Raw genomic sequence first — 23,194 nt, forward strand, 5'->3', positions numbered from 1 at the left:
GTTCAGCGGCTTGCTTGCCATTTAAGCCACACTGCTCGCTGGTATCTCTACCCTACCGGTCAACCCCGACGTTCCCCGGTCTAACTGGCTTAGCTGGTGAGTTGTTCTACCAGTTCGGCGGCGCTATCCACCGAGTCCAGCAGCGCTCCGACGTGTGCCTTGCTGCCCCGCAGTGGCTCGAGCGTCGGAATGCGTACCAGAGAATCACCGCCCAGGTCGAAAATCACGGAGTCCCAGCTGGCCGCGGCGATGTCGGCGCCGAACCTGCGCAGGCATTCACCACGGAAGTACGCGCGCGTATCGGTCGGCGGGTTGTCCACCGCGTCCAGCACCTGGTGTTCGGTGACCAGGCGCTTCATCGAGCCGCGCGCGACGAGCCGGTTGTACAGCCCCTTGTCCAGCCGGACGTCGGAATACTGCAGGTCGACGAGATGCAGCCGCGGCGCCGACCAGCTCAGATTTTCCCGCTGCCGGAAACCCTCGAGCAGGCGTAGCTTGGCGGGCCAGTCGAGCACTTCGGCGCATTCCATCGGATCCCGCTCGAGTTGGTCGAGGACCCGCGCCCAGGTCTCCACGATGTCGGCCGCTCGGGGGTCGGGGTCGCGGCTGTCGACCAGCTTGGCCACCCGATCCAGGTAGATCCGTTGCAGCGCAAGCCCGGTCAATTCGCGTCCGTCGGCCAGGGCCACGGCGACCCGCAGTGACGGATCGCGGCTGATCGCGTGGACCGCATGCACCGGCCGGGCCAGCACCAGGTCGCTCAGGTCTATCCCGTGTTCCGGGCCGACTTCGATCAAGTCCAGCACCAGGGCCGTGGTGCCCAGTTTCAGATAGGTCGATGTTTCGGCGAGGTTGGCGTCGCCGATGATGACGTGCAGCCGGCGGTATCGGTCGGCGTCGGCGTGCGGCTCGTCGCGGGTGTTGATGATGCCGCGCTTGAGTGTGGTTTCGAGGCCGACCTCGACCTCGATGTAATCGGAGCGCTGGGACAGCTGGAAGCCGGGCTCGTCACCGGAGGGCCCGATGCCCACCCGCCCGGAGCCGGTCACCACCTGCCGGGACACCAGAAAGGGTGTCAGGCCGGCGATGATGGCCGAAAACGGCGTCTGCCGGCTCATCAGGTAGTTCTCGTGTGCCCCGTAGGAGGCGCCCTTGCCGTCCACATTGTTCTTGTAGAGCTGCAGTTTGGCGGCCCCGGGCACGCTGGCGACGTGCCTGGCAGCGGCCTCCATGACCCGCTCGCCGGCCTTGTCCCAGATCACCGCGTCCAAGGGGTCGGTGCACTCGGGCGCCGAGTATTCGGGGTGGGCGTGGTCGACGTAGAGCCGCGCCCCGTTGGTCAGAATCATGTTGGCCGCGCCGACCTCGTCGGCGTCGACCACCGGCGGCGGGCCGGCCGAACGGCTCAGGTCAAAACCGCGCGCGTCCCGCAACGGTGATTCCACCTCGTAGTCCCAGCGGGTGCGTTTCGCGCGCTGGATACCGGCGGCCGCGGCGTAGGCCAGGACCGCCTGGGTCGAGGTGAGGATCGGGTTGGCCGTCGGGTCCGACGGTGATGAAATGCCGTACTCGACCTCCGTCCCGATAATCCGTTGCATGGCATAAGCGTAGGCCCGCCGACGATGCGCCCCGTGCGGCGGGGCGTTGAGGAGGCGGGCAACCGGCCGATGCGTGTAGTCGCTCAACGAGCCGCGCGGACGACTTGCCCGTCGTAGGGTGAGCCGGCATGGACCTAACTCTGCGCCGCGCACCGCGCCGCCGGGGTCCGGCGAGCGGCGCTGCTGAAAGCTGGTTCCTGCAGCGGGGTTTGCCGTCGGTACTGACGAGGCGCGCCCAATGGCGGCGACTCTGGCCGCGCTCGGCGCCCGTGCTCGCGGCATACGCGACGCTGCAGGCCTGCATCCTGCCGGTGTATCTGATCACCGGCGGCCACGACGTCGAAATCACCGGCACGCCAACGACTTCCGAATTCGTCGTGCTGGCGATCATCGGCCTCAGCCTGCCGCTGATGGCCCTCGTGGGCTGGCTGGTGTCGCGGTCACAAAACGGACGGGCGCGCGGGGCGATAGCAACCGCGTCGGTTCTTGTGGTGGCGTGCGTCGCGGTGGCGACGGCGGACGCCGCGCAACTACCCCAGCAGGCCGCCGTGGTCGCCGGCGTGCTGATCCTGACCGGCTTGGGCGTCGGTTCGGTGGTCGGCTGGGCGGTGCGCATGATGCTGTCGCATTTCGCCATGGTGGGCGCGCTCGCGGTCCGGGCCCTGCCGGTCGTGCTGCTGACCGCGTTGGTGTTCTTCAACACCTACGTGTGGCTGATGGCCGCGACGATCAGCGGGAATCGGCTGGCGCTGGCCATGGCGTTCCTGGACTCCATCGCGGCGGCCTTCGTCGTCTCCGCCACCGTGGAGCGGGTTCGGCCGATGCTGAAGTCGACGGCGCCCCTGCCCGCAGACACCGAGCACCTCGCGGGCACGCCGTTCGCGGCCATGCCGGACGCCCCGGACAGCGCACCGCTGAAGAAGACGGAACGCCTCAACGTGGTGTTCGTCCTGGCCGCCTCCCAACTGGCACAGATCCTGGTGGTGGCGGTGGTCACCGCCACCATCTACCTGATACTCGGCCTGATCGTGCTCAGCCCCGATCTGCTCAACGAATGGACCCACACCTACAAGAGCACTTCGACGGTGCTGGGATTCACGCTGCCGGTGCCGGATTCGCTGGTGCACATGAGTCTTTTCCTCGGCGCGCTGACCTTCATGTACATCAGCGCCCGCGCGGCCGGCGACGCCGAGTACCGGTCCACCTTCCTGGACCCCCTCATCGGCGACCTGCACACCACCCTGATGGCGCGCAACCGCTACCGCGGCGCCGTCGTGCTAACCGGGCCCGCTGTTGACGGCACCTGCGGTAGTGACTAGCTTCACCGTGTGTCCGCCCCTGAATCCGACCGCGTCGTCGGGAAACACGCACTGGACCTGGTAGGAAAACGCTACGGCGAAGTGCTGCTCGTAACCTCCGGCGAGGCCGGCCCGCAGGCAACGGTTTACAACAGCTTCCCGCTCAACGACTGTCCCGCCGAACTGTGGTCCGCGCTCGACCCGCACGCCATCGCCGCCGAAAACGGCGTTGCCGCAGCCCTGCTCAACGGCCCCCGGTACTGGCTGATGAATGCCATCGAAAAGGAGGCCCAGGGTCCGCAGGTGACGAAGACGTTCGGCGGGATCGAGATGATCCAGCAGGCCACGGTCCTGCTGTCTTCGATGAATCCCGCGCCCTACATCCCCAACAAGGTCAATCGCCACACGGTCTTCGTCTTCAACGCCGGCCAACAGATCTACGAGCTCATCGACCCCCAGGGACAGCACTGGGTGATGCAGACGCTGAGCCAGGTCGCCGACCCCAACCTGTCGCAGGCCGATCTGCCACGGCTCGCCGACCGGCTGGACCTGCCGATAGGATGGACCTACCAACCGCGCGTGCTCACCGACGAACTGCGCGTGGACACCAGGAGCCGGGCGGCGCAGGTGCTGCAGGACAATCTGACCAACAGCTATTCGCTGGTGACCGGCTGAGGCCGCGCGCCCTTTAGCCCTACAGGTACTGACCCAGGTTGGACTCGGTGTCGATGGCCCGCGACGCACTCGAGCTCTTGCCGGTGACCAGGGTGCGGATGTAGACGATCCGCTCGCCCTTCTTGCCCGAAATCCGTGCCCAGTCATCGGGGTTGGTGGTGTTGGGCAGGTCCTCGTTCTCGGCGAACTCGTCGACGATCGAGTCGAGCAGATGCTGGATGCGCAGACCCGGTTGCCCGGTTTCCAGCACCGACTTGATCGCGTTCTTCTTCGCCCGGTCGACGACGTTCTGGATCATCGCCCCGGAGTTGAAGTCCTTGAAGTACATGACTTCCTTGTCACCGTTGGCGTAGGTGACCTCCAGGAACCGGTTGTCGTCGATCTCGGCGTACATCCGCTCGACGACCTTCTCGATCATCGCCTTGATGCACGCCGACCGGTCGCCGTCGAACTCGGCGAGGTCGTCGGCATGCAACGGCAGCGACTCGACCAGGTACTTCGAGAAGATGTCTTGCGCCGCTTCCGCATCGGGCCGCTCGATCTTGATCTTGACGTCCAGGCGGCCGGGCCGCAGGATCGCCGGATCGATCATGTCCTCACGGTTGGAGGCGCCGATCACGATGACGTTCTCGAGACCCTCCACCCCGTCGATCTCGCTGAGCAGCTGCGGTACGACCGTGGTCTCGACGTCCGAGGAGACTCCGGTTCCACGGGTGCGGAAGATCGAGTCCATCTCGTCGAAGAACACGATCACCGGTGTGCCCTCCGACGCCTTCTCCCGCGCCCGCTGGAAGATCAGCCGGATGTGCCGCTCGGTCTCACCGACGAACTTGTTCAACAACTCGGGGCCCTTGATGTTGAGGAAGTACGACTTCGCTTCGCGCGCGTCGTCTCCACGCACCTCGGCCATCTTCTTGGCCAGCGAATTGGCCACCGCCTTGGCGATCAACGTCTTCCCACAGCCGGGCGGCCCATACAGCAACACACCCTTGGGCGGACGCAGCGCGTACTCCCGGTACAGCTCCTTGTGCAAGAAGGGCAGCTCCACGGCGTCGCGGATCTGCTCGATCTGGCGGGTCAGGCCACCGATGTCCAAGTAGCTGACGTCGGGCACCTCTTCGAGCACCAAGTCCTCGACCTCGGCCTTCGGGATGCGCTCGAACGCGTAGCCCGCCTTGGTGTCGACCAGCAACGAATCGCCCGGCCGCAGCTTGCGCGGCCTGGTGTCGTCGTTGAGCGCGTCGGGGTGCCCCTCCGGCAGATCCTCGGCCACCAACGGCTCGGCGAGCCACACGATGCGCTCCTCGTCGGCGTGACCGACCACCAATGCCCGGTGCCCGTCGGCCAACAGCTCACGCAACGTGGAGATCTCGCCGACCGATTCGTAGGCGCCCGCCTCGACGACGGTCAGCGCCTCGTTGAGGCGAACCGTCTGGCCCTTCCGCAGCGACGCAACGTCGATGTTCGGCGAGCAGGTCAGTCGCATCTTGCGGCCCGAGGTGAACACGTCGACCGTGTCGTCCTCGTGGGCGGCCAACAACACGCCGTAGCCGCTCGGCGGCTGCCCGAGCCGGTCGACTTCCTCCCGCAACGCCAGTAGTTGCTGGCGCGCCTCTTTGAGCGTCTCCATCAACTTCGAGTTGCGTGCCGCAAGCGAGTCGATACGGGCTTCGAGTTGATGCACATCGCGCGCAGAGCGGGCGCTGCCGTGCGCCCCGGTTGCGTGCTCGAGTTGCTCGCGCAGCAGCGCTGCCTCGCGGCGTAATTCCTCCAATTCGGCAGCATCGCCGGGGGACATGCCTGACTCGCGGGGGGTACCGAATGCTTCAGAACGCTCTGAGCCACCCATGTTGCGCTCCTTTCCCACACCGAATTGGCGCGGCGGATACTTCAAAGCTACCGGCGATTGACCAATGATGTGGGGAGTCAAATACCCACGAAAAGTTAAGATTTTCGTCTCGCTGGTAATCTCGGCCACTAATCTCGCTGATCGAAAGGGCCGCCATGACCGCAAAACGCCTCGCCACGGGCTTAGCCGGCGCAGCCGGCGTCGGCGTGGCGGCCGCGGGTGTGACGTCAGTTGCACTCGTTGGCCCGACCGGACGGCGGGAGCCGGCTTCGGGAAGCGCCCCGACCTGCCAGCCGGCCTGATCGACTGGATGCACCGACACCTGTCCGCAACGTTGAGCGTCGCCGCCGTCGTGGCGGCGGTCGGAATCTCGGGATGTTCGTCGCATCAGCAACCCCGAATCGCCTCCTCCATGCCCGCGGCGCCGCCGCCCACGTCGAGCACGGTCATCGTCTCCCCGACTACCCCGCTGCCGACGCCTGAAGCCCTTACCGACATCTTGACCCGGCTCGCCGACCCGAACGTACCCGGGATCAACAAGGTGAGTCTGGTCGAAGGCGCGACCCCCGAGAGCGCCGAAACCCTGGACAAGTTCACCAACGCGTTGCGCGACAACGGCTACCTGCCCATGACCTTCGTGGCGCACGACATCGCCTGGTCGGACAAGACCCCCTCCAACGTGGTGGCCAACATCGACGTGAACACCGCCCAGCGGGCCAACGCCAGCTTCCGCTTCCCGATGGAATTCACGCCCTTCCAAGGCGGTTGGCAATTGTCCCGGCGGACCGCCGAAATGCTGTTGGCACTGGGCAAGTCACCCGCGGTGACGCCGCCACCCAACTCGGCGCCGCCGCCCGGCCCCGCGCCGGCCCCGGAGCCCGGCCCGACTCCGGGTCCACCCGGTTGATCCGCGACATGTGGATCGGCTGGCTGGAGTTCGACGTGTTGCTCGGCGACGTCCGATCACTCAAACAAAAGCGGTCGGTGATCCGCCCCGTGGTCGCCGAGCTGCAACGCAAGTTCAGCGTGTCGGCGGCCGAGACGGGTTCGCACGAGCTGTATCGACGCGCGGGCATCGGCGTGGCCACGGTGTCCGGCGACCGCAGCCACGCGGTCGCGGTCCTGGATGCGGCCGAACGGCTGGTTGCCGCACACCCCGAGTTCGAGCTGCTGTCGGTGCGACGGGGTCTGCAGCGCAGCGACGATTAGGGCCTGCCTAGCCGTCGCGTCCCTCGCGTTTGCGCCCCAGCGGGGCCGGAGCGACGACGCCGGGCGCGAGCCGTCGAGTGAAAACCAGGAACGCGGTGTGTGCGCGCATGGAGTGTTGTGGCCGAACGGCCAGGCCGACAACGTTCCAGCCGCGTTGCAGCGTCTCCCACGCCCGCGGCTCGGTCCAGCACTGCTGGGCCCGCAGAGCCTCCACGACGCGCGACAGCTGGGTCACCGTGGCGACGTAGATCATCAGCACGCCGCCGGGGATCAACAGCCGGGCGACCGCGTCGAGCACCTCCCACGGCGCGAGCATGTCGAGCACGGCCCGGTCGAAGGAGCCGTCGGGCCAATCGGAGTCGGCGACATCGCTGACGATCAGCTCCCAGTTGTCCGGCAGCCGGCCATAGAACACCGACACGTTGCGGCGGGCGTGCTCGGCGTGGTCGGCGCGCTGCTCGTAGGAGACCACCCGGCCGTCGGGCCCGACCGCGCGCAGCAGCGAGCACGTCAGCGCCCCCGACCCGGCCCCGGCCTCCAGCACGCGCGCGCCGGGGAAGATGTCGCCCTCGTGCACGATCTGCGCGGCGTCCTTGGGATAGATGACCTGCGGCCCGCGGGGCATCGACATGATGTAGTCGACCAGTAGCGGCCGCAGCGCCAAGAAGGGCGCGCCGTTGCTGGACTTGACCACACTGCCCTGTTCCAGCCCGATCAACGCGTCGTGGGCGATCGAGCCGCGATGGGTATGGAACTCCGCGCCGGGCGTGAGCGACATCGTGTAGTGCCGGCCCTTGGCATCGGTGAGTTGGACGCGTTCCCCGACGGTGAACGGGCCGGTTGCGGACACGCCGTCTAGCGTGCCAGCCGACTCGCCGCGGGCGGTGCCCGGGGTTGTCGGCACCCGGTTCTACGCTGCGGACATGACCGACCAGCCGCAGGACCGCGCGCGGCCGGCTGCAAGGCCGGCGCTGTCCCCGTCGCGGGCGGCGGACTTCAAGCAGTGCCCGCTGCTGTACCGGTTCCGGGCGATCGACCGACTGCCCGAGGCGCCGTCGGCCGCGCAGCTGCGCGGCTCGGTCGTGCACGCCGCCCTGCAACGGCTCTACGGGCTGCCCGCCGCGCAGCGCGGTCCCGACACCGCGGTGTCACTGGTCGAGCCGGCCTGGGACCAGGTGATCGCCGCGGCGCCCGAACTGGCCGGCGGATTCGACGCCGAGCAGCGCAGCCAGCTGATCGCCGACGCCCGAGCGTTGCTCTCCGGCTACTACCGGCTCGAGGACCCGACCCGCTTCGACCCCCAGTGCTGCGAAGAGCGCGTGGAGGTCCAGCTGGCCGACGGCACGCTGCTGCGCGGATTCATCGATCGGATCGACGTCGCCGCCACCGGGGAGCTGCGCGTGGTCGACTACAAGACCGGCAAGGCGCCGCCGGCCGCGCGTGCCCTGGCCGAGTTCAAGGCGATGTTCCAGATGAAGTTCTACGCGGTGGCCCTGCTGCGCACGCGTGGCGTGCCGCCCACCCGACTGCGGCTCATCTATCTCGCCGACGGGCAGGTGTTGGACTACTCCCCAGACCACGACGAGTTGCTGCGCTTCGAGAAGACCCTGATGGCGATCTGGCGTGCCATCCAATCCGCGGGCGAGACGGGCGATTTCCGTCCCAGCCAGTCGCGGTTGTGCGACTGGTGCCCCCACCAGCAGCACTGCCCGCTCTTCGGCGGAACGCCACCGGCCTACCCGGGATGGCCGGATTATGCACCGGCACAAGGGGTTTCACATCAAACGGAGCCGGCGGCCTGACCACCCGCCCGCGAGGGTGTCTACGGATTAACCACCACGGAGCCGGCCCGCCGGCGAGTGCGGTATGCTGTTGTCAACGTTGGCGCCGAATGGCTTGCCAGCGCGTCGTGATCGATTCGTTATTTCTTCTCAGATCCCCGCGGGGCGCCGAGTCCGAGATGACCAGGTGCGCACCGCACAGCCTCGAGTCGCGGCGATCGACGTTGCCAGACAGGCAATCTCGCTACACCGACGCTAGGGACATTGAAACATGCTTGAGGACACAACTTTTGCTCACCTCGGGGTGAGCCAACCGCTGGTTGACGCGCTCGCTAAGGGCGGCGTCCACCGGCCGTTCCCGATCCAGATTGAGACCCTGCCGGATACGCTTGCCGGCCGCGACGTGTTGGGCCGCGGCAAGACCGGTAGCGGTAAGACGCTGGCCTTCTCGATTCCGCTGGTAAGCCGGCTCGACGCCGGTGATCGCCGGCCCGGCAAGCCGACCGGATTGGTGTTGGCGCCCACCCGGGAACTGGCGACACAGATCGCCGCGACCATCGAGCCGCTCGCCGCGGTGCGAGGCCTGCGCGTGACCACCATCTTCGGCGGGGTGTCGCAACACAAGCAGGTCGCGGCGCTGAAGTCGGGTATCGACATCGTCGTCGCCTGCCCGGGCCGCCTGGAAGATTTGATGAAGCAAGGCATCGTCAAACTGAGCGCGGTCCAGGTCACCGTCATCGATGAGGCCGACCACCTCGCCGACCTTGGTTTCCTGCCCTCCGTGACCCGTATCTTGGCGGCCACTCCCCGGGTCGGCCAGCGGATGCTGTTCTCGGCCACTCTTGACGCCGCAGTCGACACGCTGGTGAAGCGATTCCTGAGCAGCCCGGTGACGCGATCGGTCGCAGAACCGAAGACCCCGACTCCCGCGATGACGCATCACCTCTTCTGCGTCGACGGGCCGCAAGCCAAGAAGGACCTGGTACACCGGTTGGCCGCGGGCGACTCCCGGCGAATCCTCTTCATGCGGACCAAGCACCAGGCCCGGAAGCTGGCCCGCCAGCTCACCCAATCGGGCATCGCGTCGGTGGAGTTGCATGGCAACCTTTCCCAAGCCGTGCGCGACCGGAACCTGGCGGCGTTCGCCGCCGGTCAGGCGCGAGTGCTGGTCGCGACCGACATCGCCGCGCGCGGCGTGCACGTGGACAACATCGAGCTGGTGGTCCACGTCGACCCGCCGCCGGAGCACAAGGCCTACCTGCACCGCTCCGGCCGCACGGCCCGGGCCGGCGCCTCCGGCGACGTGGTCACCATCGTGCTGCCCGAGCAACGCCGGGACGCCGAATCGATGATGCGCAAGGCGGCCATCCGCGCCGTTCCCCAGCAGGTCACCGCGGCCTCCCCCGTCATCCATGCCCTGGCCGGCCGGGCCGCGCCCCGCGAAGTCGTCGCGCAGCCTTCGGCGACGGTCCGTCGGTCCGGGGCCGCCGCCCCGCACGGCCCGTCGGCCGCGCGTCCCAGGCGGCGCCGGTCACGTCGCCCCGCCGCCGCGTCGCGATAACGCACAGCCACTAGCCCGATGGTGGCGACCCGCAGCGCCCGGCTACGCCGCGCTTGCGATCGCCACTAGCCCGATGGTGGCGACCCGCAGCGCCCGGCTACGCCGCGCTTGCGATCGCCACTAGGCCAGGGGTGTCATCTCCTGCAGCATCGTGGGAATGAGCTCGCTGACGGTGGGATGGATGTGCATGGTGCGCGCCAGCGTGGTGTAGGGCGCTTTGGCCGACATGATGTCCAGGACCTCGTGAACGGCCTCGTCGCCACCGACACCGAAAATGGCCGCCCCCAAGATCTCTCGCGTGTCGGCGTCCACCACGACCTTCATAAAACCTTGCGTCTCACCCTTTTCCACCGCCCGGCCGACCCTTGTCATCGGCCGCTTACCGACCAGCGCGCGGCGCCCCGACGCGCGGACCTGATCGACGGTCATCCCGGCCCGCCCCAGCGGTGGGTCGATGTAGAGCGCATACGTGGTGATGCGGTCGCTGACCCGGCGCGGATCGCCGTCGAGCAGGTTGGCGGCGACGATCTCAAAATCGTTGTAGGAGGTGTGGGTGAAGGCGCCCTTGCCGTTGCAGTCGCCCATAGCCCAGATGTGGTCGACGTTGGTCTTGAGCTGGTCGTCGACCACGATGTAGCCACGGGCGTCGGTCTGCACACCGGCCGCCTCGAGCCCGAGGTCGTCGGTGTTGGGTCGCCGGCCCACGGCCAGCAGCAGGTGACTCCCCGCGATCGGGGCGGCGCCCGCGCTCGGTGTCAGTTCAAAACCGTTACCGGTCTTGGTGATTCGCACGTCATCGGCGCCCACGACGACCTCGACACCCTCGCCCTCCAGGATGCTCCGGACCGTGTCGGACACGTCCTCGTCCTCGCGGGACGCCAGCCGTGAACCCCGCTCGACGACGGTCACCCGGGCGCCGAAGCGCCGGTACATCTGCGCGAACTCCAGCGCGATGTAGCTTCCGCCGAGGATGACGAGATGGGTTGGCAGCGTGTCGAGTTCGAGGATCGAGACGTTGGTGAGGAACTCGACGTCGGACAGGCCCGGGATATCCGGCACCACCGCCCGGCCGCCGACGTTGAGAAAGATCCGGTCGCCGCGCAGGAGCTCGTCGTTGACGCGCACGGTATGCGGATCGGCGAAACGGGCGTGCCCGCGAAAGACGGTGCAGCCCGCCATGCCCGCCAACCAGTCCTCGACGCCCTTCCGGTCGCCCAACATGATCTCGTCTTTGCGCGCCTTGACTTTGGCCATGTCCACGCTGACCGGTCCGGTCGTCACACCGAAGTCGGCGCCGCGGCGCGCGAGGTGAGCGGCGTAGGCGCTGGCCACCAGCGTCTTGGTCGGGATGCATCCGGTGTTGACGCAGGTACCGCCGATCAGTTTGCGCTCCACCAGCGCGACCCGCTGCCCGGCCGCCGTCAGTCGCCCCGCCAGCGGTGGGCCGGCCTGTCCGGCGCCGACGATGATCGCGTCGAAATGCCCTGTCACTTAACCGCTGTCAGCAAGTATTCCGTCAGCACGTGACCCGTGACCGCGGCGACGGCGAACCCGCCCACGACCGCGACGAGGTCCTCCACCAGCGCGATGGGCAGGTCCTTGCCGGCCACTCCGGCCAGGCGCTTGCGCGCCTGATACCCGCCGAGCGTGCCCAGCACCGCGCCGATGACGCCGGCCCCGAGCGCGGAAAACGTCCAGTGCGGCCATGCGCCGAGCACCGCGCCCGCCAGCCCGCCCATGACGATCCGGGCGGCGAAGACCGGCGGCGCCGTGCACGCCGGCGTCTTGGGCAGCTTGTCGTTGATTAGTTCGACTACGGCGAGAACGGTGAAAACGATGACCATGATGATGTTGGCTATCCAGGACGCCCAAGTGCCATGCAGGTCGATCCAACCGAGGTAGGCCGCCCAGGCGACCACGGCGGGGGCCGTCAGCGAACGCAACCCCGCGACGACACCAATCAGTAAAGCCAGCAGCAGAATAAGCGCGTGTGTCACGAAAACCCTCCTGGGGATCGAACAGCCCGGCAACGTAAGGGACGACGGCCCATGGGGGTAACACGGGCAACAGCCCTAGGCGGACGCTAACACAGCCGCGCCGACACCGGTCGATCAGAAGCGGCAGAACCTGATGTCGGAAGCCAGAATCGCCTTGGCGCCGATGGCCGCCAGCTCGTCCATGATCTCGTTGACGCCCCGGCGGGGCACCAGCGCGCGGATGGCGACCCAGTCCGGGTCGGCGAGCGGCGCGATGGTCGGCGACTCCAGCCCCGGTGTGATCGCCGTGGCCCTGTCCAGGACGGAACGCGGGCAGTCATAGTCGAGCATGAGATATTGCTGGCCGAACACCACGCCCTGGATCCGCGCCACCAGTTGATCGCGCGCCGCTTGCGTCCCGCCCTGGCCGCCCGGGTCGGCGCCCTCGATCAGCACCGCCTCCGAATCGCACAGCGGATCGCCGAAGGCCACCAGGTCGTGCAGGCTCAGGGTGCGCCCGGAACCGACCACGTCGGCGATGGCGTCGGCCACGCCGAGCTGTACCGAAATCTCCACCGCCCCGTCGAGTCTGATGACGGTTGCTTCAATGCCGCGTTCGGCCAGATCTTTTCGGACCAGATTCGGGTAGGCGGTGGCGATCCGCTTGCCGGCCAGATCGGCCGTCGTCCAGTCACTCCCCGCCGGGCCGGCATACCGAAAACTCGACGACCCGAAACCCAACGCCAGCCGTTCGCGTACCGGCGCGTCCGAGTCGCGGACCAGGTCGCGTCCGGTGATGCCGAAATCCAGCTGCCCCGAACCTACATAGATCGCAATGTCTTTGGGGCGCAGGAAGAAGAACTCGACCTGGTTGACCGGATCGATGACGGTGAGATCTTTGGAATCGGTGCGACGCCGGTAGCCCGCCTCCGCGAGAACCTCGCTGGCCGGCTCGCTCAGCGTGCCCTTGTTGGGAACCGCGACCCGCAACATCGTCACAACTTCCGGTAGACGTCGTCGAGGGACAGACCGCGCGCGATCATCAACACCTGCGTCCAGTACAGCAACTGGCTGATCTCCTCGGCCAGCGCCTCGTCGGGTTCGTGTTCGGCGGCCAGCCACACCTCGCCGGCCTCCTCGAGAATCTTCTTGCCCAACCCGTGGATGCCGCCGTCCAGCGCGGCAACCGTGGCGCTGCCGGCCGGCCGGGTACGGGCGCGCTCGCCCAATTCGGCGAACAGATCCTCAAAGGTCTTCACGGCCAGCGATTGTTTCACGCGGCGGCCAGCAAAGTCACCTCGGTTTCGCTCGAACGAGGTTTCGAGCCCGGCTCAATCGAATCCGGCGAGAGTGATCCGCAGCGCTTCCTCCAGCTGCGCGTGAAAGGGTGGGCTTGCGGCGATATCCGAGGTTAGCCAACCGTCGAGAACGAATTGCACTGTCGCCAAACTGGTATGCACCAACAACGCCGGCCGGATGTCAACGCCCGCATCGACACCCATCCGGTATGCGACTTGCTCGATCAGCCTGCCGTGGTCGGTTTCGCTGACCAGCACGGATTTGTTCAGTAGGTGGGGTGCGGTTGCCACGGCGTTACGCCACAGTTCAAGGTTGTCAACGGCGCTGACATCCTTGGCGTGCGTGACAAACAGCTGGATCAACGCTTCGACCGCAGACTCCTGTGGCGGCCGTGCGCTATAGGAGCCCACGATCTCGGCGGCCGCCTCCCGGACCGGATCGACCAGCAGACCCTCCTTGGTGGGCGCGTACCGGAAATAGGTGCTGATGGAAATCCCGGCGGCCGCGGCGATGTCCTCGGTCGTCACCGCCTCGAAGCCGCGCTTGGCGAAAAGCCGTTGTGCGGTCTGCTGGATCTGGGAGAGCAGCGCGGCGCGGCGTCGGTCCCGCAGCGAACCGGTGTTTGCTGAGGGCATGCCATCACCTTCGTCAATCCGACATTGGAACCTCGCGGTGCCGTCCAGCGACGAACTCAGATGAGTGACTCTACACTATTGAAAGTCCCTATCAAGTAGGCTAATGTGATGCGGCACACACCGACGAACTGCGGGGTCACCGGGCTTGTCGACACTATTTTAATAAGGATGAGCTTCAGCGACGCCCGAAGTCGTCAGCCCGGCACTCAGGAATTCAAGGGCGGGGAGAGCGCCGATGGCAGCGGCAGCTGTTACTCGACGGCGTGCGACATGAGTTTGCTGGACGGACCACGGACCACGCCGCTATGACGACACAACTCGATGGCGTCATGGCCGTTCGGAACTGGTCGGTCGGGTACGTCAAACGTCACCCGGTCGCCTCGCTGACGACGGTTGGCGAACAGTTCGTTTTGGGGGTGCGCACCGTCCAATATCTCTTCTTCGACCTGTTGACCGGGCGATTCCAATGGCAAGAGTTCGTCCGCCAGGGCGCGTTCATGGCCGGCACCGCCGTATTGCCGACCATCCTGGTGTCGCTGCCGATCAGCGTTACCCTCTCCATCCAGTTCGCGCTGCTGGCCGGCCAGGTCGGGGCCACGTCTCTGGCCGGGGCCGCCAGCGGGCTCGCGGTCATCCGGCAGGGGGCGTCACTGGTGGCCGCGGTGCTCATGGCGTCGGCCGTCGGGTCGGCCATCACCGCCGACCTGGGTTCGCGAAAGATGCGCGAAGAAACCGACGCGATGGAGGTGATGGGCGTCTCGGTGATTCGCCGTCTGGTCGTCCCCCGACTTGCCGCGGCGGTGATGATCGGCGTCGCCCTCACCGGCGTCGTGTGCTTCGCCGGATTCTTCGCGAGCTACATGTTCAACGTCTACTTCCAGAACGGGGCGCCGGGCAGCTTCGTGTCGACGTTCGCGTCGTTCGCGACGATCGGCGACATGATCTTGGCGCTGGTGAAGGCGATCGTGTTCGGCGCGATCGTGGCCATCGTGTCGAGCCAAAAAGGCTTGTCCACCGAGGGCGGACCGACGGGCGTCGCGAACTCGGTGAACGCGGCGGTCGTCGAAGCGATCCTGCTGCTGATGATCGTCAACGTCGCCATCAGCCAGCTCTACATCATGTTGTCGCCCAGGACGGGACTGTGACGTGACGGCGTCCACCTATCAACCGTTCGCACCGATTTCGGTCCCGCTCCTCCGGCTCTACCGCCGGGGAAGAGTGCCGATCATCCGGCTCGGCCATCTGCTGGTCTTCTTCGTCCGGGCGCTGGTCACCGTGCCGCTTGCCTTGCGCCAGTACCGCGGCGAGTTTTTGCGGCTGCTGTCGAACATCACCTGGGGCAACGGCTCAATCGTGGTGGGTGGCGGCACCGCCGGTGTGGCCGTTGTGCTCGGTGTGACCGTCGGCGCGCTCGTCGGCATCGAGGGCTACAACTTTCTGGATCTGCTCGGTCTCGGGCCCGCCACCGGGTTCGTCTCCTCGTTGGTCAACACCCGCGAGCTGGCCCCGCTGATGGCATCGCTCGCGTTCGCCATGCAAGGCGGCTGCCGCTTCACCGCCCAGCTCGGATCCATGCGCATCGCCGAGGAGATCGACGCACTGGAATCGATTGCGATCCGCCCGATCCCCTACCTGGTGACCACCAGGCTGATCGCCTCGGTGGTGGCCATAGTCCCGCTGTACGCCGCGTGCCTGGCGATCGGCTACCTGAGCACGCAAGTGGTGGTGGGAATCGGCAGTGGCGGCTCGACCGGCTCCTACCTGCACTACTTCACGCTGATGCTGGCCGGGCAGGACATCGTCTATTCCTTGATCAAGGCGGTCATCTTCGTCTGGATCGCATCCACGATCCAGTGCTACTACGGGTACTACGCGGGCGGCGGCCCCGAGGGCGTCGGCGTCGCCGCCGGACACGGCATGCGAGCCAGCATCACCGTCGTCATCATCGTGAACATGTTGCTCACCATGGCGCTGTGGGGCGTTGACTCCGGCGCTAGGTTCGGCGGGTAGGTCGGTGGAAAGTGCCCAATTCCTTTGAGTTGGACGGACGCGGCCCCTCCGACCGGCAGCTGTTCGGGATAGGCATCGCGGTGGTGGTGGTCGCCGCCCTGCTCACCACCGCGATGGTGGTCAAGTCCACGGGCAAGCTCAACGATTATGTGCGGGTGATCGCCGATCTGGAGAACGTGGGCGACGGCCTGCCACAGAAGTCTGACGTCAAATATCACGGCGTACTTGTCGGCATGGTCGACGGTGTCGACCCTGCAGCGCACGGCCGACCCAACTATGTCCAAATCGACCTCAAAGAAGAATTCGCCAAATCGATCCCGGCCAATGTGACCGCGCGCGTGGTGCCCAGCAATGTCTTCGCCGTGTCGTCGGTTCAGTTGGTCGGCAACGGGCCCGGCATGAAAATCCTTGCCGGGGCGCATATTCCCGAAGACAAGCGGCTCCCGACGGTGTTGTTCCAAACGACCGTGAGCAAGTTGCGCGACCTGCTCGCCGCGGCGGGACGCAGCCGTGACGACCGGTCCGTCGGCATCCTGGCCGCGCTGGCTGCCGCCACCGACCACCGCCGAGTCAGCCTGCTCAATGCTGGCGCACAATTGAATCGCCTTCTCGACCAACTCAATTCGATCGTCAGCACCGACACCGGCCCCACGACGGTGTCCGCGCTGCTGGATGCGACGCGCGGGCTCGCGCAGACCGCTCCCGATCTTCTCGACGCGCTGCACCAGGGCGTCGAGCCGATGCGCACCTTCGCCGAGACACGCGGCCAGTTGGCTTCGCTGCTTTCGGGCGCCGACTACACGGTCGGCACGACGCGCCAGTCGTTCGCCAACCACATCGACCAACTCATCCGGATCACCACCGATTTCACGCCGGTCCTCGGCGTACTGGCGCAGAAGTCGAACAATTTCTTGCCCGGCGTCGTCAAATTGGACAACCTGGCCAACACGTTCATGGATCAGGTTTGGAACCCCGACAACAATCTGGGCAACATGCGCGCGATGCTGACGTTCACGCCCAGTTCCACCTACACACGTGCTGACTGCCCTCACTACGGCGAGCTGAAGGGGCCAAGCTGTTTCACCGCCCCGCTGGTCCCGGTGCGGCCCGATCTGCCCGAAGTGCTGCTGCCGCAGAACTATCAGCCCCCCAAGGATCTGGCGCCGCCTCCGGGCACCGTGATCGGTCCGGACGGAAACCTCGTCGCGGTGGGTCCGCCGCTGATCAACCCGAATCCCAACCTGTCCGACCCCAATCCCCCGCTGCCCGCAGGGGTGACCCCGTCGCCACCCGTGCCCGGCAGCGCGAATCCCGACAACCCGGCCCCGGGGGCGCCCGCAACGCCACAACCGCAGCGACCGTGGGTCGCGCCGGTGGCGCCCAAGGCGCCATGGATTCCACCGGCCTCTTTCAGGGCCCCGTTCGGAGGCTCTCGTTTTGGGGGGAACGTGGGACCCGTTGGGAGCCAGTACGAACGAAACATGTTGGGCGTGATCACCGGTGCGCCGGCGACTGAAGCCACCGAGCTCCTGCTGGGCCCGGTCGCCCGCGGAACCACGGTGTCACTGGCTCATCCACCGCCTCACACGCCCGGGGAGGCCAAATGAAGTTTCGCGGCCCACTCATCGCGTTGACCCTGTTCATGGTCGTCTCGCTGACGCTCACGTGGCTGGTGTACGTGAGCCTGCGTCGTGACGTGGCCGGCAACATCGCCAGGTATTCGGTGGTTTTCAGCGACGTGTACGGGCTTCGCGAGGGCGACGACGTCCGGATGGCCGGAGTGCGCGTAGGCCGAGTCGAAAAGATCGAACTCGACGGGAAACTGGCGAAAGTCTCGTTCGTCGTGCAGTCCGAACAGCGTTTGTTCACAAGCACGCTCGCGTCGGTTACCTACCAGAACATCGTCGGCCAGCGCTACCTCGGACTGTCTCTGGGGAAGGAGGGCAGCCCGGAGCTGCTTCCACCGGGCAGCACCATCCCGCTGGACCGCACCGAGCCCTCTTTCGACGTCACCACGCTGCTCAACGGCTACGAACCGCTGTTCAGCCTGCTGAACCCTCATGACGCCGACAACCTCACCAAGGGCATCATCGCCTCGCTGCAAGGCGACACGTCGTCGCTGGCCACCCTGGTCGGCCAAACCTCCACGCTCACAGAAACATTTGCGGGCCGCGATCAAGCCCTCGGCAGTGTGATCACCAATCTCGACAAGGTGATGAGCAACCTCGCCCAACAGAACGACAATCTCGACGACGTCATCACGCAGACCCGGACCATCGTCGACGAACTCGACCGGCGGCGCCCCGACCTCGTCGCCTCGGTGGGCTCGCTGGCCCGGGTCACCGGCCGGCTGTCGACCTCGGCGACGGACGTGTACCCGGCACTGCGTGAATTCATCGATCGCCAGCCCGGGGTCACCAGGCACATCATGGACGTCGAACCGCAGGTGGCGTTCTTTGGTGACAACATCCCGCTGCTGCTGAAAGGGCTTGCCCGAGTGGGCAATCAGGGCGCCTACGGCAACGCCTACGTGTGCGACGTGAACTTCATGGGTTTCTTCCCCGGCCTCAACGACGTGGTGCCGATCATCGTCAACGCGGCCACACCGGGTAACAAGGCGTGGCACAGCCCGAGATGCAGGAGCACGGCCGATGGCTGACTCGTCCGTGTGGCAGCGGCTCAGGAAGCGTCCGCTGGAAAGCTACAACAAGACATGGCTTGGGCTCATCGCCGTCGCGGTGGTCGCGGTGATCATCGGGGTGATGCTGCTCGTGCATGCACTCGGCGCCGGATATCGGCACTACACCGCGGAGTTCCTGCAAGCGGCCTCGCTGCGGGCGGGCAACCCGATCGTGGTCGCGGGCATCCCGGTGGGCAACGTCACCAGCATGAAACTCGTTGGCGACCATGTCGAGGCCGGGCTGAAGGTCCGCGACAACATCGCGCTCGGCAAGGATTCCCGGGCGCGGATCAAGGTCACCACCATCCTCGGGTCGCGCTACCTCGCACTGGAACCCGACGGCCCGGGGCACCTGCCCAACAACACCTTCGACATGGCGCACACGGAGGTGCCCTACGACCTGCAAGCCGCATTGCAGGACGCCACCACCACTTTCGAGCAGGTCGACTCCGACCGGTTCGCACAATCGCTTGCGGTGCTCGGTAAGCAACTCGAGGGCCTCCCCGCGGTGGTGCCGAAGGCGATTTCGAACATCAACACGCTGTCATCGATCATCGCGGCACGACGTGACCAACTGGGACAGCTCCTGCGCAGCACCGAGCAAGTGACCAATACGCTGCGCCGCCAGCAGGCCAGCATCGGCAACCTGGTCAACCAGGGCCAAGACCTGCTCGCCCAATTCGTCGCGCGGCGCGCCGTTTTCCACGCGATGATGCAATCCCTGTCAACTCTTGTCGACACCATGAGCCAGCTTGTAGTCAACGACCGATCGGGTCTGGACGCGCTGATCAAGGACATGCGGGACTTCACCAAGTTGATGGCTCAACACGACGACCTGCTGCACAGCATGCTGCAGACCAGCCCGATTTTCTTCCGCGAGGCGGCCAACCTCACGGGCGACGGCAACGCGATCAACTTCAACGCCCCCAACGTTCCGCTGATCGACTCGTGGATGTGCGCGATCAGTGGCCGCGCCAAGCAGTTCGGCATGATCGAGTATTTCAAGGACTGCAAGTGAAGGGCCGCGCGGACAAGTCCGGAGCCAAGCTCGGCGCCAAGGTGCTGGGCATCGTCGCCGCCCTCGCCGTAGTCGCCGCGCTGGTCGGCATCGGTTGGTGGTACCTGGGACCCGACGAGGACACCATCACCGTGACCGCCCAATTCGACAGCGCCTCGGGCCTTTACGAGGGCAACGTGGTGGCCGTGCTAGGCATGCCGGTCGGCAAAATCACCAAGATCGCCGCCAAGGGCGGCTACGTCGAAGTCGAATTCACCGTCGACCGCCAGGTCAAAGTTCCCGCCACCGTGCAGGCCGTCACGGTGTCGACCTCCATCCTCACCGACCGCCAGATCGAACTCACACCGCCCTATCACGGCGGACCGACTCTGGAGAACCACGACACCATCGGGTTGCCCCGGACCAAGACGCCCGTCGAGTTCAGCAGCGTTCTCGACGTTTTGGACAAGGTGACCAAGTCCCTCGAGGGCGACGGCCACGGTGGCGGGCCGATCGCCGACGTGCTGGGCGGCGGCACCGAGGTGGTCAACGGGAACGGGGAGAAGATCAAAGCGGCGCTCGGTGAGCTGTCCAAGGCGTTGCGCCTGTCCAGCGACGGCGGTGCGGCCACCCGCGAGCAGATCACCACGATCGTGAAAAACATCAGCACGCTGTTCGACGCCGTGGCCGCTAACGACACGAAGTTGCGCGAATTCGCCTCCACCATCCACCAAGTCAGCCAGATCATGGCCGACGAGGACCTCGGCGGCGGCAGCACCGGACGCAAACTCGACCAGCTGATCCAGCGGGCCGGCGACCTGCTCGACGCCAACCGCGACAACATCAAGCAAACCGCGCTGAACGGCAATGCCACCCTGAAGACGGTGACCGACCAACGGCGCGACCTTGCCGAACTCCTGGACCTGGCCCCGCTGGTGGCAGACAACGTCTACAACATGATCGACCGGGCGAACGGGGCCGTGCGCGCGCGCTTCCTCACCGATCGGTTGCTTTTCGACAGCCAGTACACCAAAGAGATCTGCAACCTGATGGGCCTTCGGCAACTGGGTTGCAGCACCGGGACGATACAAGATTTCGGACCCGATTTCGGGCTGACCTATGTGCTGGACGGAATGGCCGCGATGGGGCAGAAATGATGACCGCGGGCATCCGGGGAATGCTGGCGGTGGCCGCGGCAACGCTTACCGCGGGGTGCGCCACGAACGGCCTTGCCAGCCTGCCCCTTCCGACACCGGGGCTGGGTTCGGGAGGCTATTCGCTGAACGCGGTGTTCTCCAACGCGCTCAACCTGCCGATGAACGCCAAGGTGAAGCTCGCGGGCGCCGACGTCGGGCAGCTCGAATCGATGGTCGCACGCAACTACACCGCGGTCACCCGGCTGCGCATCAGGGACGGCGTCCAACTGCCCCGGGGCAGCACCGCCGAATTGCGCACCGCCACACCGCTGGGCGACGTGTTCGTCGCGCTGAAGCCACCGGCCGCGGCTGACCCGGGCGGGCCACTGTTGAACGACGGCGACACCATCGGCCTGGATTCGACGGCGGCGGCCGCGACCGTCGAGTCGGTGCTGAGCTCGGCGGCGATTCTGGTGAACGGCGGCGCGGTGCGCAATTTCACCAACATCATCAACGGTTTCGGCAAGGCGACCGGCGACCAGGGCCAGGCGTTCGGAGACATGATCCGCAAGTCCAACGAGCTGCTCGGGACACTGGATTCCCGGTCCGATCAGATCTCGGACGCGCTGACCCAATTGTCGCGCCTGGCCGACCAACTCGACGCCAAGGACCAAACCATCAGCGACCTGATGGCGGCCGCCGGCCCCGCCACTTCGGCCCTGGCCGACAACACCACCCAGCTCTCCAACCTGGCCGTGCAGGTGGGTGATACCTCCCGGTTGCTGGCGAGGTTCCCGTCGATCGGCGGGACCGACACCAGCGGTCGCAGCGTCATCCGTGACCTGAACACGGTCGCCGCGGCCGCCAACGACATCGCGGTGAGCCCGGACACCAGCTGGTTGGCATTGAACCGGCTGATTCCCCCACTGGTCAAATCGACTGCGGGGAACTCGATTTCGGTGCATGTCAGCCTCGACAAGATCATGCTCGGTTCCCTGCCCGATATCGGATTCCCCGGCGACATCGGGCTGCACGGACCGCACCACTACAACGTCGACCTGCTGGTCGGCACCCTCAAGTACACCCTGTGGCGTCTGCAGGAGCGCGTGGTCGGCCGGGGACCGAATTCCCCGCAGGTTCCCGTGATACCCGACCCGATTGTCCCGGGCCAGATCGACGTCGCACCACCGCCGCCGGGACCGCGACCATGATCCGCGCCATCGACGACGTCGCCAGTGTCATCGTCCGAGCGGTGCGCACCGGTCACCGCCACCAGGTTTGGCTATCGGTGGCCGGATTGGCGCTCATCTTGGTCGTTGCGACGGCCTACCTGCTCGTCGGCGCGCTGCGGATCAAGCCCTTCGCCTCCTCCTACCGGGTCACCGTGCAATTGCCGGAATCCGGCGGCCTCCTGCCCAATCAGGATGTCGCGCTGCGGGGGTGCGCGTCGGCCGGGTCGAGTCGCTGCAGATCACCGACAATGGCGTGAACGCCATCGCCAGCATCACGTCGAAGGTGCGGATCCCGGCCAACAGCGTGGTGCACGTCTCGGCGCTCTCGCCGGCCGGTGAGCAGTACATCAACTTCGAGGCCACATCCGACGCCGGGCCATATCTGCACGACGGCAGCGTCATCACCACAGACCGCACGACCGTCCCGGTCAGCCTGGCGCAGTTACTCGGTGACGCCGACGGCCTGCTGGCCCAGGTCGACCCCAACAAGATCGAGCTGATCAAAAAGGAATTGAGCATGAGCAGGGAGGGACCCGCAAAGCTGACCGCCATCGTCGACGGCGGCACGTTCCTGCTCTCGACGCTGGACTCGGTGCTGCCCCAAACCACCAGCATCATCAAGACCAGCCGGGTGGTGCTCACCCTGGCAAGCGACAAGAACGCCGGGCTGGGCGCTGCCGCAACCGAACTCAACGAAACCCTGACCGGGGTGGCCAGGATGCAGGCGGGCTATCGCCGTTTGACCGGGCAGACGCCGCGCACACTTTCGGCTGTCGACAATCTGTTCACCGACAATTCCGACACGATGGTGCAGTTGCTGGGCAGCATGGCCACCATGTCGCAGCTGCTCTACCTACGGGTGCCGGCGCTCAACGCACTGTTCCCCGACTATCGCGGGTCGGTCCTGGACGCGGTGACGAGCGCCTTTCACGACAACGGAGTCTGGGCGATCGCCGACCTCTACCCCCGCTATGTGTGCGACTACGGGACGCCGTCGCACCCCCCCTCCGCCGCCGACTACTACGAGCCGTTCATGTACACGTACTGCCGCGACGACGACCCCGCGGTGTCGATCCGGGGCGCCAAGAACGCGCCACGGCCAGGGGGCGACGACACTGCCGGTCCGCCACCGGGTGCGGACCTGGGCCGTCGGACCGATCCGACGCCGCGGGGCCGCTTCACCATCCCCACCCCCTACGGCGGGCCCCCCCTGCCGATCGAACCGCCGCACTGAGCCTCGAACAGCGAACCTTTAGGA

21 protein-coding genes and 1 pseudogene are annotated in these 23,194 nt (G+C 66.5%); 14 read left to right on the forward strand and 8 right to left on the reverse strand.

Going from position 1 to position 23,194, the window contains the following annotated elements:
- Positions 1-89: 89 nt before the first annotated feature.
- Positions 90-1,598, reverse strand: a complete 1,509-nt coding sequence (gene dop / locus KXD96_RS18260) for a pup deamidase/depupylase (protein WP_260738455.1) — start codon at positions 1,596-1,598, stop codon at positions 90-92.
- Positions 1,599-1,726: 128 nt separating this feature from the next.
- On the opposite strand from dop, the gene KXD96_RS18265 reads away from it, so the two are divergent.
- The gene (locus KXD96_RS18265; RefSeq protein WP_260738457.1) at positions 1,727-2,917 is read left to right on the forward strand and encodes a hypothetical protein; all 1,191 of its coding nucleotides are present in this window, start codon (positions 1,727-1,729) and stop codon (positions 2,915-2,917) included.
- Between the two features lie 9 nt (positions 2,918-2,926).
- Entirely contained in the window at positions 2,927-3,571 is a 645-nt protein-coding gene (locus KXD96_RS18270) for a hypothetical protein (protein ID WP_260738459.1), read from the forward strand.
- 19 nt (positions 3,572-3,590) lie between these two features.
- On the opposite strand, the gene arc is transcribed toward KXD96_RS18270, so the two are convergent.
- Positions 3,591-5,420 (reverse strand): proteasome ATPase, encoded by a 1,830-nt coding sequence (gene arc / locus KXD96_RS18275; protein ID WP_260738462.1) that lies wholly within the window; start codon positions 5,418-5,420, stop codon positions 3,591-3,593.
- Positions 5,421-5,730: 310 nt separating this feature from the next.
- Here arc and KXD96_RS18280 point away from each other — a divergent pair, with 310 nt between their 5' ends.
- Together KXD96_RS18280 and KXD96_RS18285 are read left to right on the forward strand one after the other, a co-directional pair.
- Positions 5,731-6,327, forward strand: coding sequence for a hypothetical protein (locus KXD96_RS18280; protein ID WP_260738464.1), 597 nt, complete (start codon positions 5,731-5,733; stop codon positions 6,325-6,327).
- A gap of 8 nt (positions 6,328-6,335) precedes the next feature.
- Positions 6,336-6,629 (forward strand): DUF503 domain-containing protein, encoded by a 294-nt coding sequence (locus tag KXD96_RS18285; RefSeq protein ID WP_260738466.1) that lies wholly within the window; start codon positions 6,336-6,338, stop codon positions 6,627-6,629.
- Between the two features lie 7 nt (positions 6,630-6,636).
- Here KXD96_RS18285 and trmI read toward each other — a convergent pair whose 3' ends face one another.
- Complete coding sequence (gene trmI / locus KXD96_RS18290; protein WP_260738468.1) at positions 6,637-7,479, reverse strand: tRNA (adenine(58)-N(1))-methyltransferase TrmI; 843 nt, start codon at positions 7,477-7,479, stop codon at positions 6,637-6,639.
- Positions 7,480-7,552: 73 nt separating this feature from the next.
- On the opposite strand from trmI, the gene KXD96_RS18295 reads away from it, so the two are divergent.
- Together KXD96_RS18295 and KXD96_RS18300 are read left to right on the forward strand one after the other, a co-directional pair.
- The gene (locus tag KXD96_RS18295) at positions 7,553-8,431 is read left to right on the forward strand and encodes a RecB family exonuclease (protein WP_260738476.1); all 879 of its coding nucleotides are present in this window, start codon (positions 7,553-7,555) and stop codon (positions 8,429-8,431) included.
- Positions 8,432-8,681: 250 nt separating this feature from the next.
- Positions 8,682-9,971, forward strand: a complete 1,290-nt coding sequence (locus KXD96_RS18300) for a DEAD/DEAH box helicase (RefSeq protein ID WP_260738478.1) — start codon at positions 8,682-8,684, stop codon at positions 9,969-9,971.
- Between the two features lie 120 nt (positions 9,972-10,091).
- On the opposite strand, the gene KXD96_RS18310 is transcribed toward KXD96_RS18300, so the two are convergent.
- The 5 genes from KXD96_RS18310 to KXD96_RS18330 all read right to left on the reverse strand — a co-directional run bounded on the left by KXD96_RS18310 (position 10,092) and on the right by KXD96_RS18330 (position 13,881).
- A complete protein-coding gene (locus KXD96_RS18310) occupies positions 10,092-11,462 on the reverse strand; it encodes an FAD-containing oxidoreductase (RefSeq protein ID WP_260738483.1) in 1,371 nt (456 codons plus the stop codon).
- The gene (locus tag KXD96_RS18315; protein WP_260738484.1) at positions 11,459-11,968 is read right to left on the reverse strand and encodes a DUF4126 domain-containing protein; all 510 of its coding nucleotides are present in this window, start codon (positions 11,966-11,968) and stop codon (positions 11,459-11,461) included. The genes KXD96_RS18310 and KXD96_RS18315 overlap by 4 nt, the downstream gene beginning before the upstream one ends.
- 114 nt (positions 11,969-12,082) lie before the next feature.
- On the reverse strand, positions 12,083-12,940 hold the full coding sequence (gene hisG / locus KXD96_RS18320; protein WP_260738486.1) for an ATP phosphoribosyltransferase: 858 nt from the start codon (positions 12,938-12,940) through the stop codon (positions 12,083-12,085).
- Between the two features lie 2 nt (positions 12,941-12,942).
- On the reverse strand, positions 12,943-13,224 hold the full coding sequence (locus KXD96_RS18325; RefSeq protein WP_067310353.1) for a phosphoribosyl-ATP diphosphatase: 282 nt from the start codon (positions 13,222-13,224) through the stop codon (positions 12,943-12,945).
- Positions 13,225-13,278: 54 nt separating this feature from the next.
- Complete coding sequence (locus tag KXD96_RS18330; protein WP_260738495.1) at positions 13,279-13,881, reverse strand: TetR/AcrR family transcriptional regulator; 603 nt, start codon at positions 13,879-13,881, stop codon at positions 13,279-13,281.
- A gap of 305 nt (positions 13,882-14,186) precedes the next feature.
- Between KXD96_RS18330 and KXD96_RS18335 the strand changes: the two genes are divergently transcribed.
- From KXD96_RS18335 to KXD96_RS18370, 8 genes and pseudogenes are all read left to right on the forward strand, one after another.
- Positions 14,187-15,026 carry an ABC transporter permease gene (locus tag KXD96_RS18335; protein WP_260738498.1) on the forward strand — a complete coding sequence of 280 codons (840 nt, stop codon included), beginning with the start codon at positions 14,187-14,189 and terminating at the stop codon, positions 15,024-15,026.
- 1 nt (position 15,027) lies between these two features.
- Positions 15,028-15,891 (forward strand): ABC transporter permease, encoded by an 864-nt coding sequence (locus KXD96_RS18340; RefSeq protein WP_260738499.1) that lies wholly within the window; start codon positions 15,028-15,030, stop codon positions 15,889-15,891.
- An 11-nt stretch (positions 15,892-15,902) separates the two neighbouring features.
- Positions 15,903-17,498, forward strand: a complete 1,596-nt coding sequence (locus tag KXD96_RS18345; protein ID WP_260738501.1) for an MlaD family protein — start codon at positions 15,903-15,905, stop codon at positions 17,496-17,498.
- A complete protein-coding gene (locus tag KXD96_RS18350; protein ID WP_260738504.1) occupies positions 17,495-18,550 on the forward strand; it encodes an MlaD family protein in 1,056 nt (351 codons plus the stop codon). Before KXD96_RS18345 ends, KXD96_RS18350 begins: the two co-directional genes overlap by 4 nt.
- On the forward strand, positions 18,543-19,589 hold the full coding sequence (locus tag KXD96_RS18355) for an MCE family protein (protein WP_260738505.1): 1,047 nt from the start codon (positions 18,543-18,545) through the stop codon (positions 19,587-19,589). The genes KXD96_RS18350 and KXD96_RS18355 overlap by 8 nt, the downstream gene beginning before the upstream one ends.
- Complete coding sequence (locus tag KXD96_RS18360; RefSeq protein WP_260738507.1) at positions 19,586-20,725, forward strand: MCE family protein; 1,140 nt, start codon at positions 19,586-19,588, stop codon at positions 20,723-20,725. The genes KXD96_RS18355 and KXD96_RS18360 overlap by 4 nt, the downstream gene beginning before the upstream one ends.
- Positions 20,722-21,915: an MlaD family protein gene (locus KXD96_RS18365; RefSeq protein ID WP_260738509.1), complete on the forward strand. Its 1,194-nt coding sequence runs from the start codon at positions 20,722-20,724 to the stop codon at positions 21,913-21,915. Before KXD96_RS18360 ends, KXD96_RS18365 begins: the two co-directional genes overlap by 4 nt.
- Positions 21,912-23,170: pseudogene (locus KXD96_RS18370) on the forward strand (MlaD family protein). Before KXD96_RS18365 ends, KXD96_RS18370 begins: the two are co-directional and overlap by 4 nt.
- Positions 23,171-23,194 lie beyond the last annotated feature (24 nt).

The organism is Mycobacterium sp. SMC-2, assembly GCF_025263485.1.
Taxonomy (GTDB): domain Bacteria; phylum Actinomycetota; class Actinomycetes; order Mycobacteriales; family Mycobacteriaceae; genus Mycobacterium.

Excerpts from the sequence above, each read along its gene's own strand:
- KXD96_RS18295 (WP_260738476.1), top strand. The coding sequence starts at position 7,553 with ATGACCGACCAGCCGCAGGACCGCGCGCGGCCGGCTGCAAGGCCGGCG.
- KXD96_RS18330 (WP_260738495.1), bottom strand. The coding sequence starts at position 13,881 with ATGCCCTCAGCAAACACCGGTTCGCTGCGGGACCGACGCCGCGCCGCG.
- hisG (WP_260738486.1), bottom strand. The coding sequence starts at position 12,940 with ATGTTGCGGGTCGCGGTTCCCAACAAGGGCACGCTGAGCGAGCCGGCC.
- KXD96_RS18300 (WP_260738478.1), top strand. The coding sequence starts at position 8,682 with ATGCTTGAGGACACAACTTTTGCTCACCTCGGGGTGAGCCAACCGCTG.
- KXD96_RS18335 (WP_260738498.1), top strand. The coding sequence starts at position 14,187 with ATGACGACACAACTCGATGGCGTCATGGCCGTTCGGAACTGGTCGGTC.
- KXD96_RS18355 (WP_260738505.1), top strand. The coding sequence starts at position 18,543 with ATGGCTGACTCGTCCGTGTGGCAGCGGCTCAGGAAGCGTCCGCTGGAA.
- KXD96_RS18265 (WP_260738457.1), top strand. The coding sequence starts at position 1,727 with ATGGACCTAACTCTGCGCCGCGCACCGCGCCGCCGGGGTCCGGCGAGC.
- KXD96_RS18285 (WP_260738466.1), top strand. The coding sequence starts at position 6,336 with ATGTGGATCGGCTGGCTGGAGTTCGACGTGTTGCTCGGCGACGTCCGA.
- arc (WP_260738462.1), bottom strand. The coding sequence starts at position 5,420 with ATGGGTGGCTCAGAGCGTTCTGAAGCATTCGGTACCCCCCGCGAGTCA.
- KXD96_RS18280 (WP_260738464.1), top strand. The coding sequence starts at position 5,731 with ATGCACCGACACCTGTCCGCAACGTTGAGCGTCGCCGCCGTCGTGGCG.
- dop (WP_260738455.1), bottom strand. The coding sequence starts at position 1,598 with ATGCAACGGATTATCGGGACGGAGGTCGAGTACGGCATTTCATCACCG.
- KXD96_RS18350 (WP_260738504.1), top strand. The coding sequence starts at position 17,495 with ATGAAGTTTCGCGGCCCACTCATCGCGTTGACCCTGTTCATGGTCGTC.
- KXD96_RS18365 (WP_260738509.1), top strand. The coding sequence starts at position 20,722 with ATGATGACCGCGGGCATCCGGGGAATGCTGGCGGTGGCCGCGGCAACG.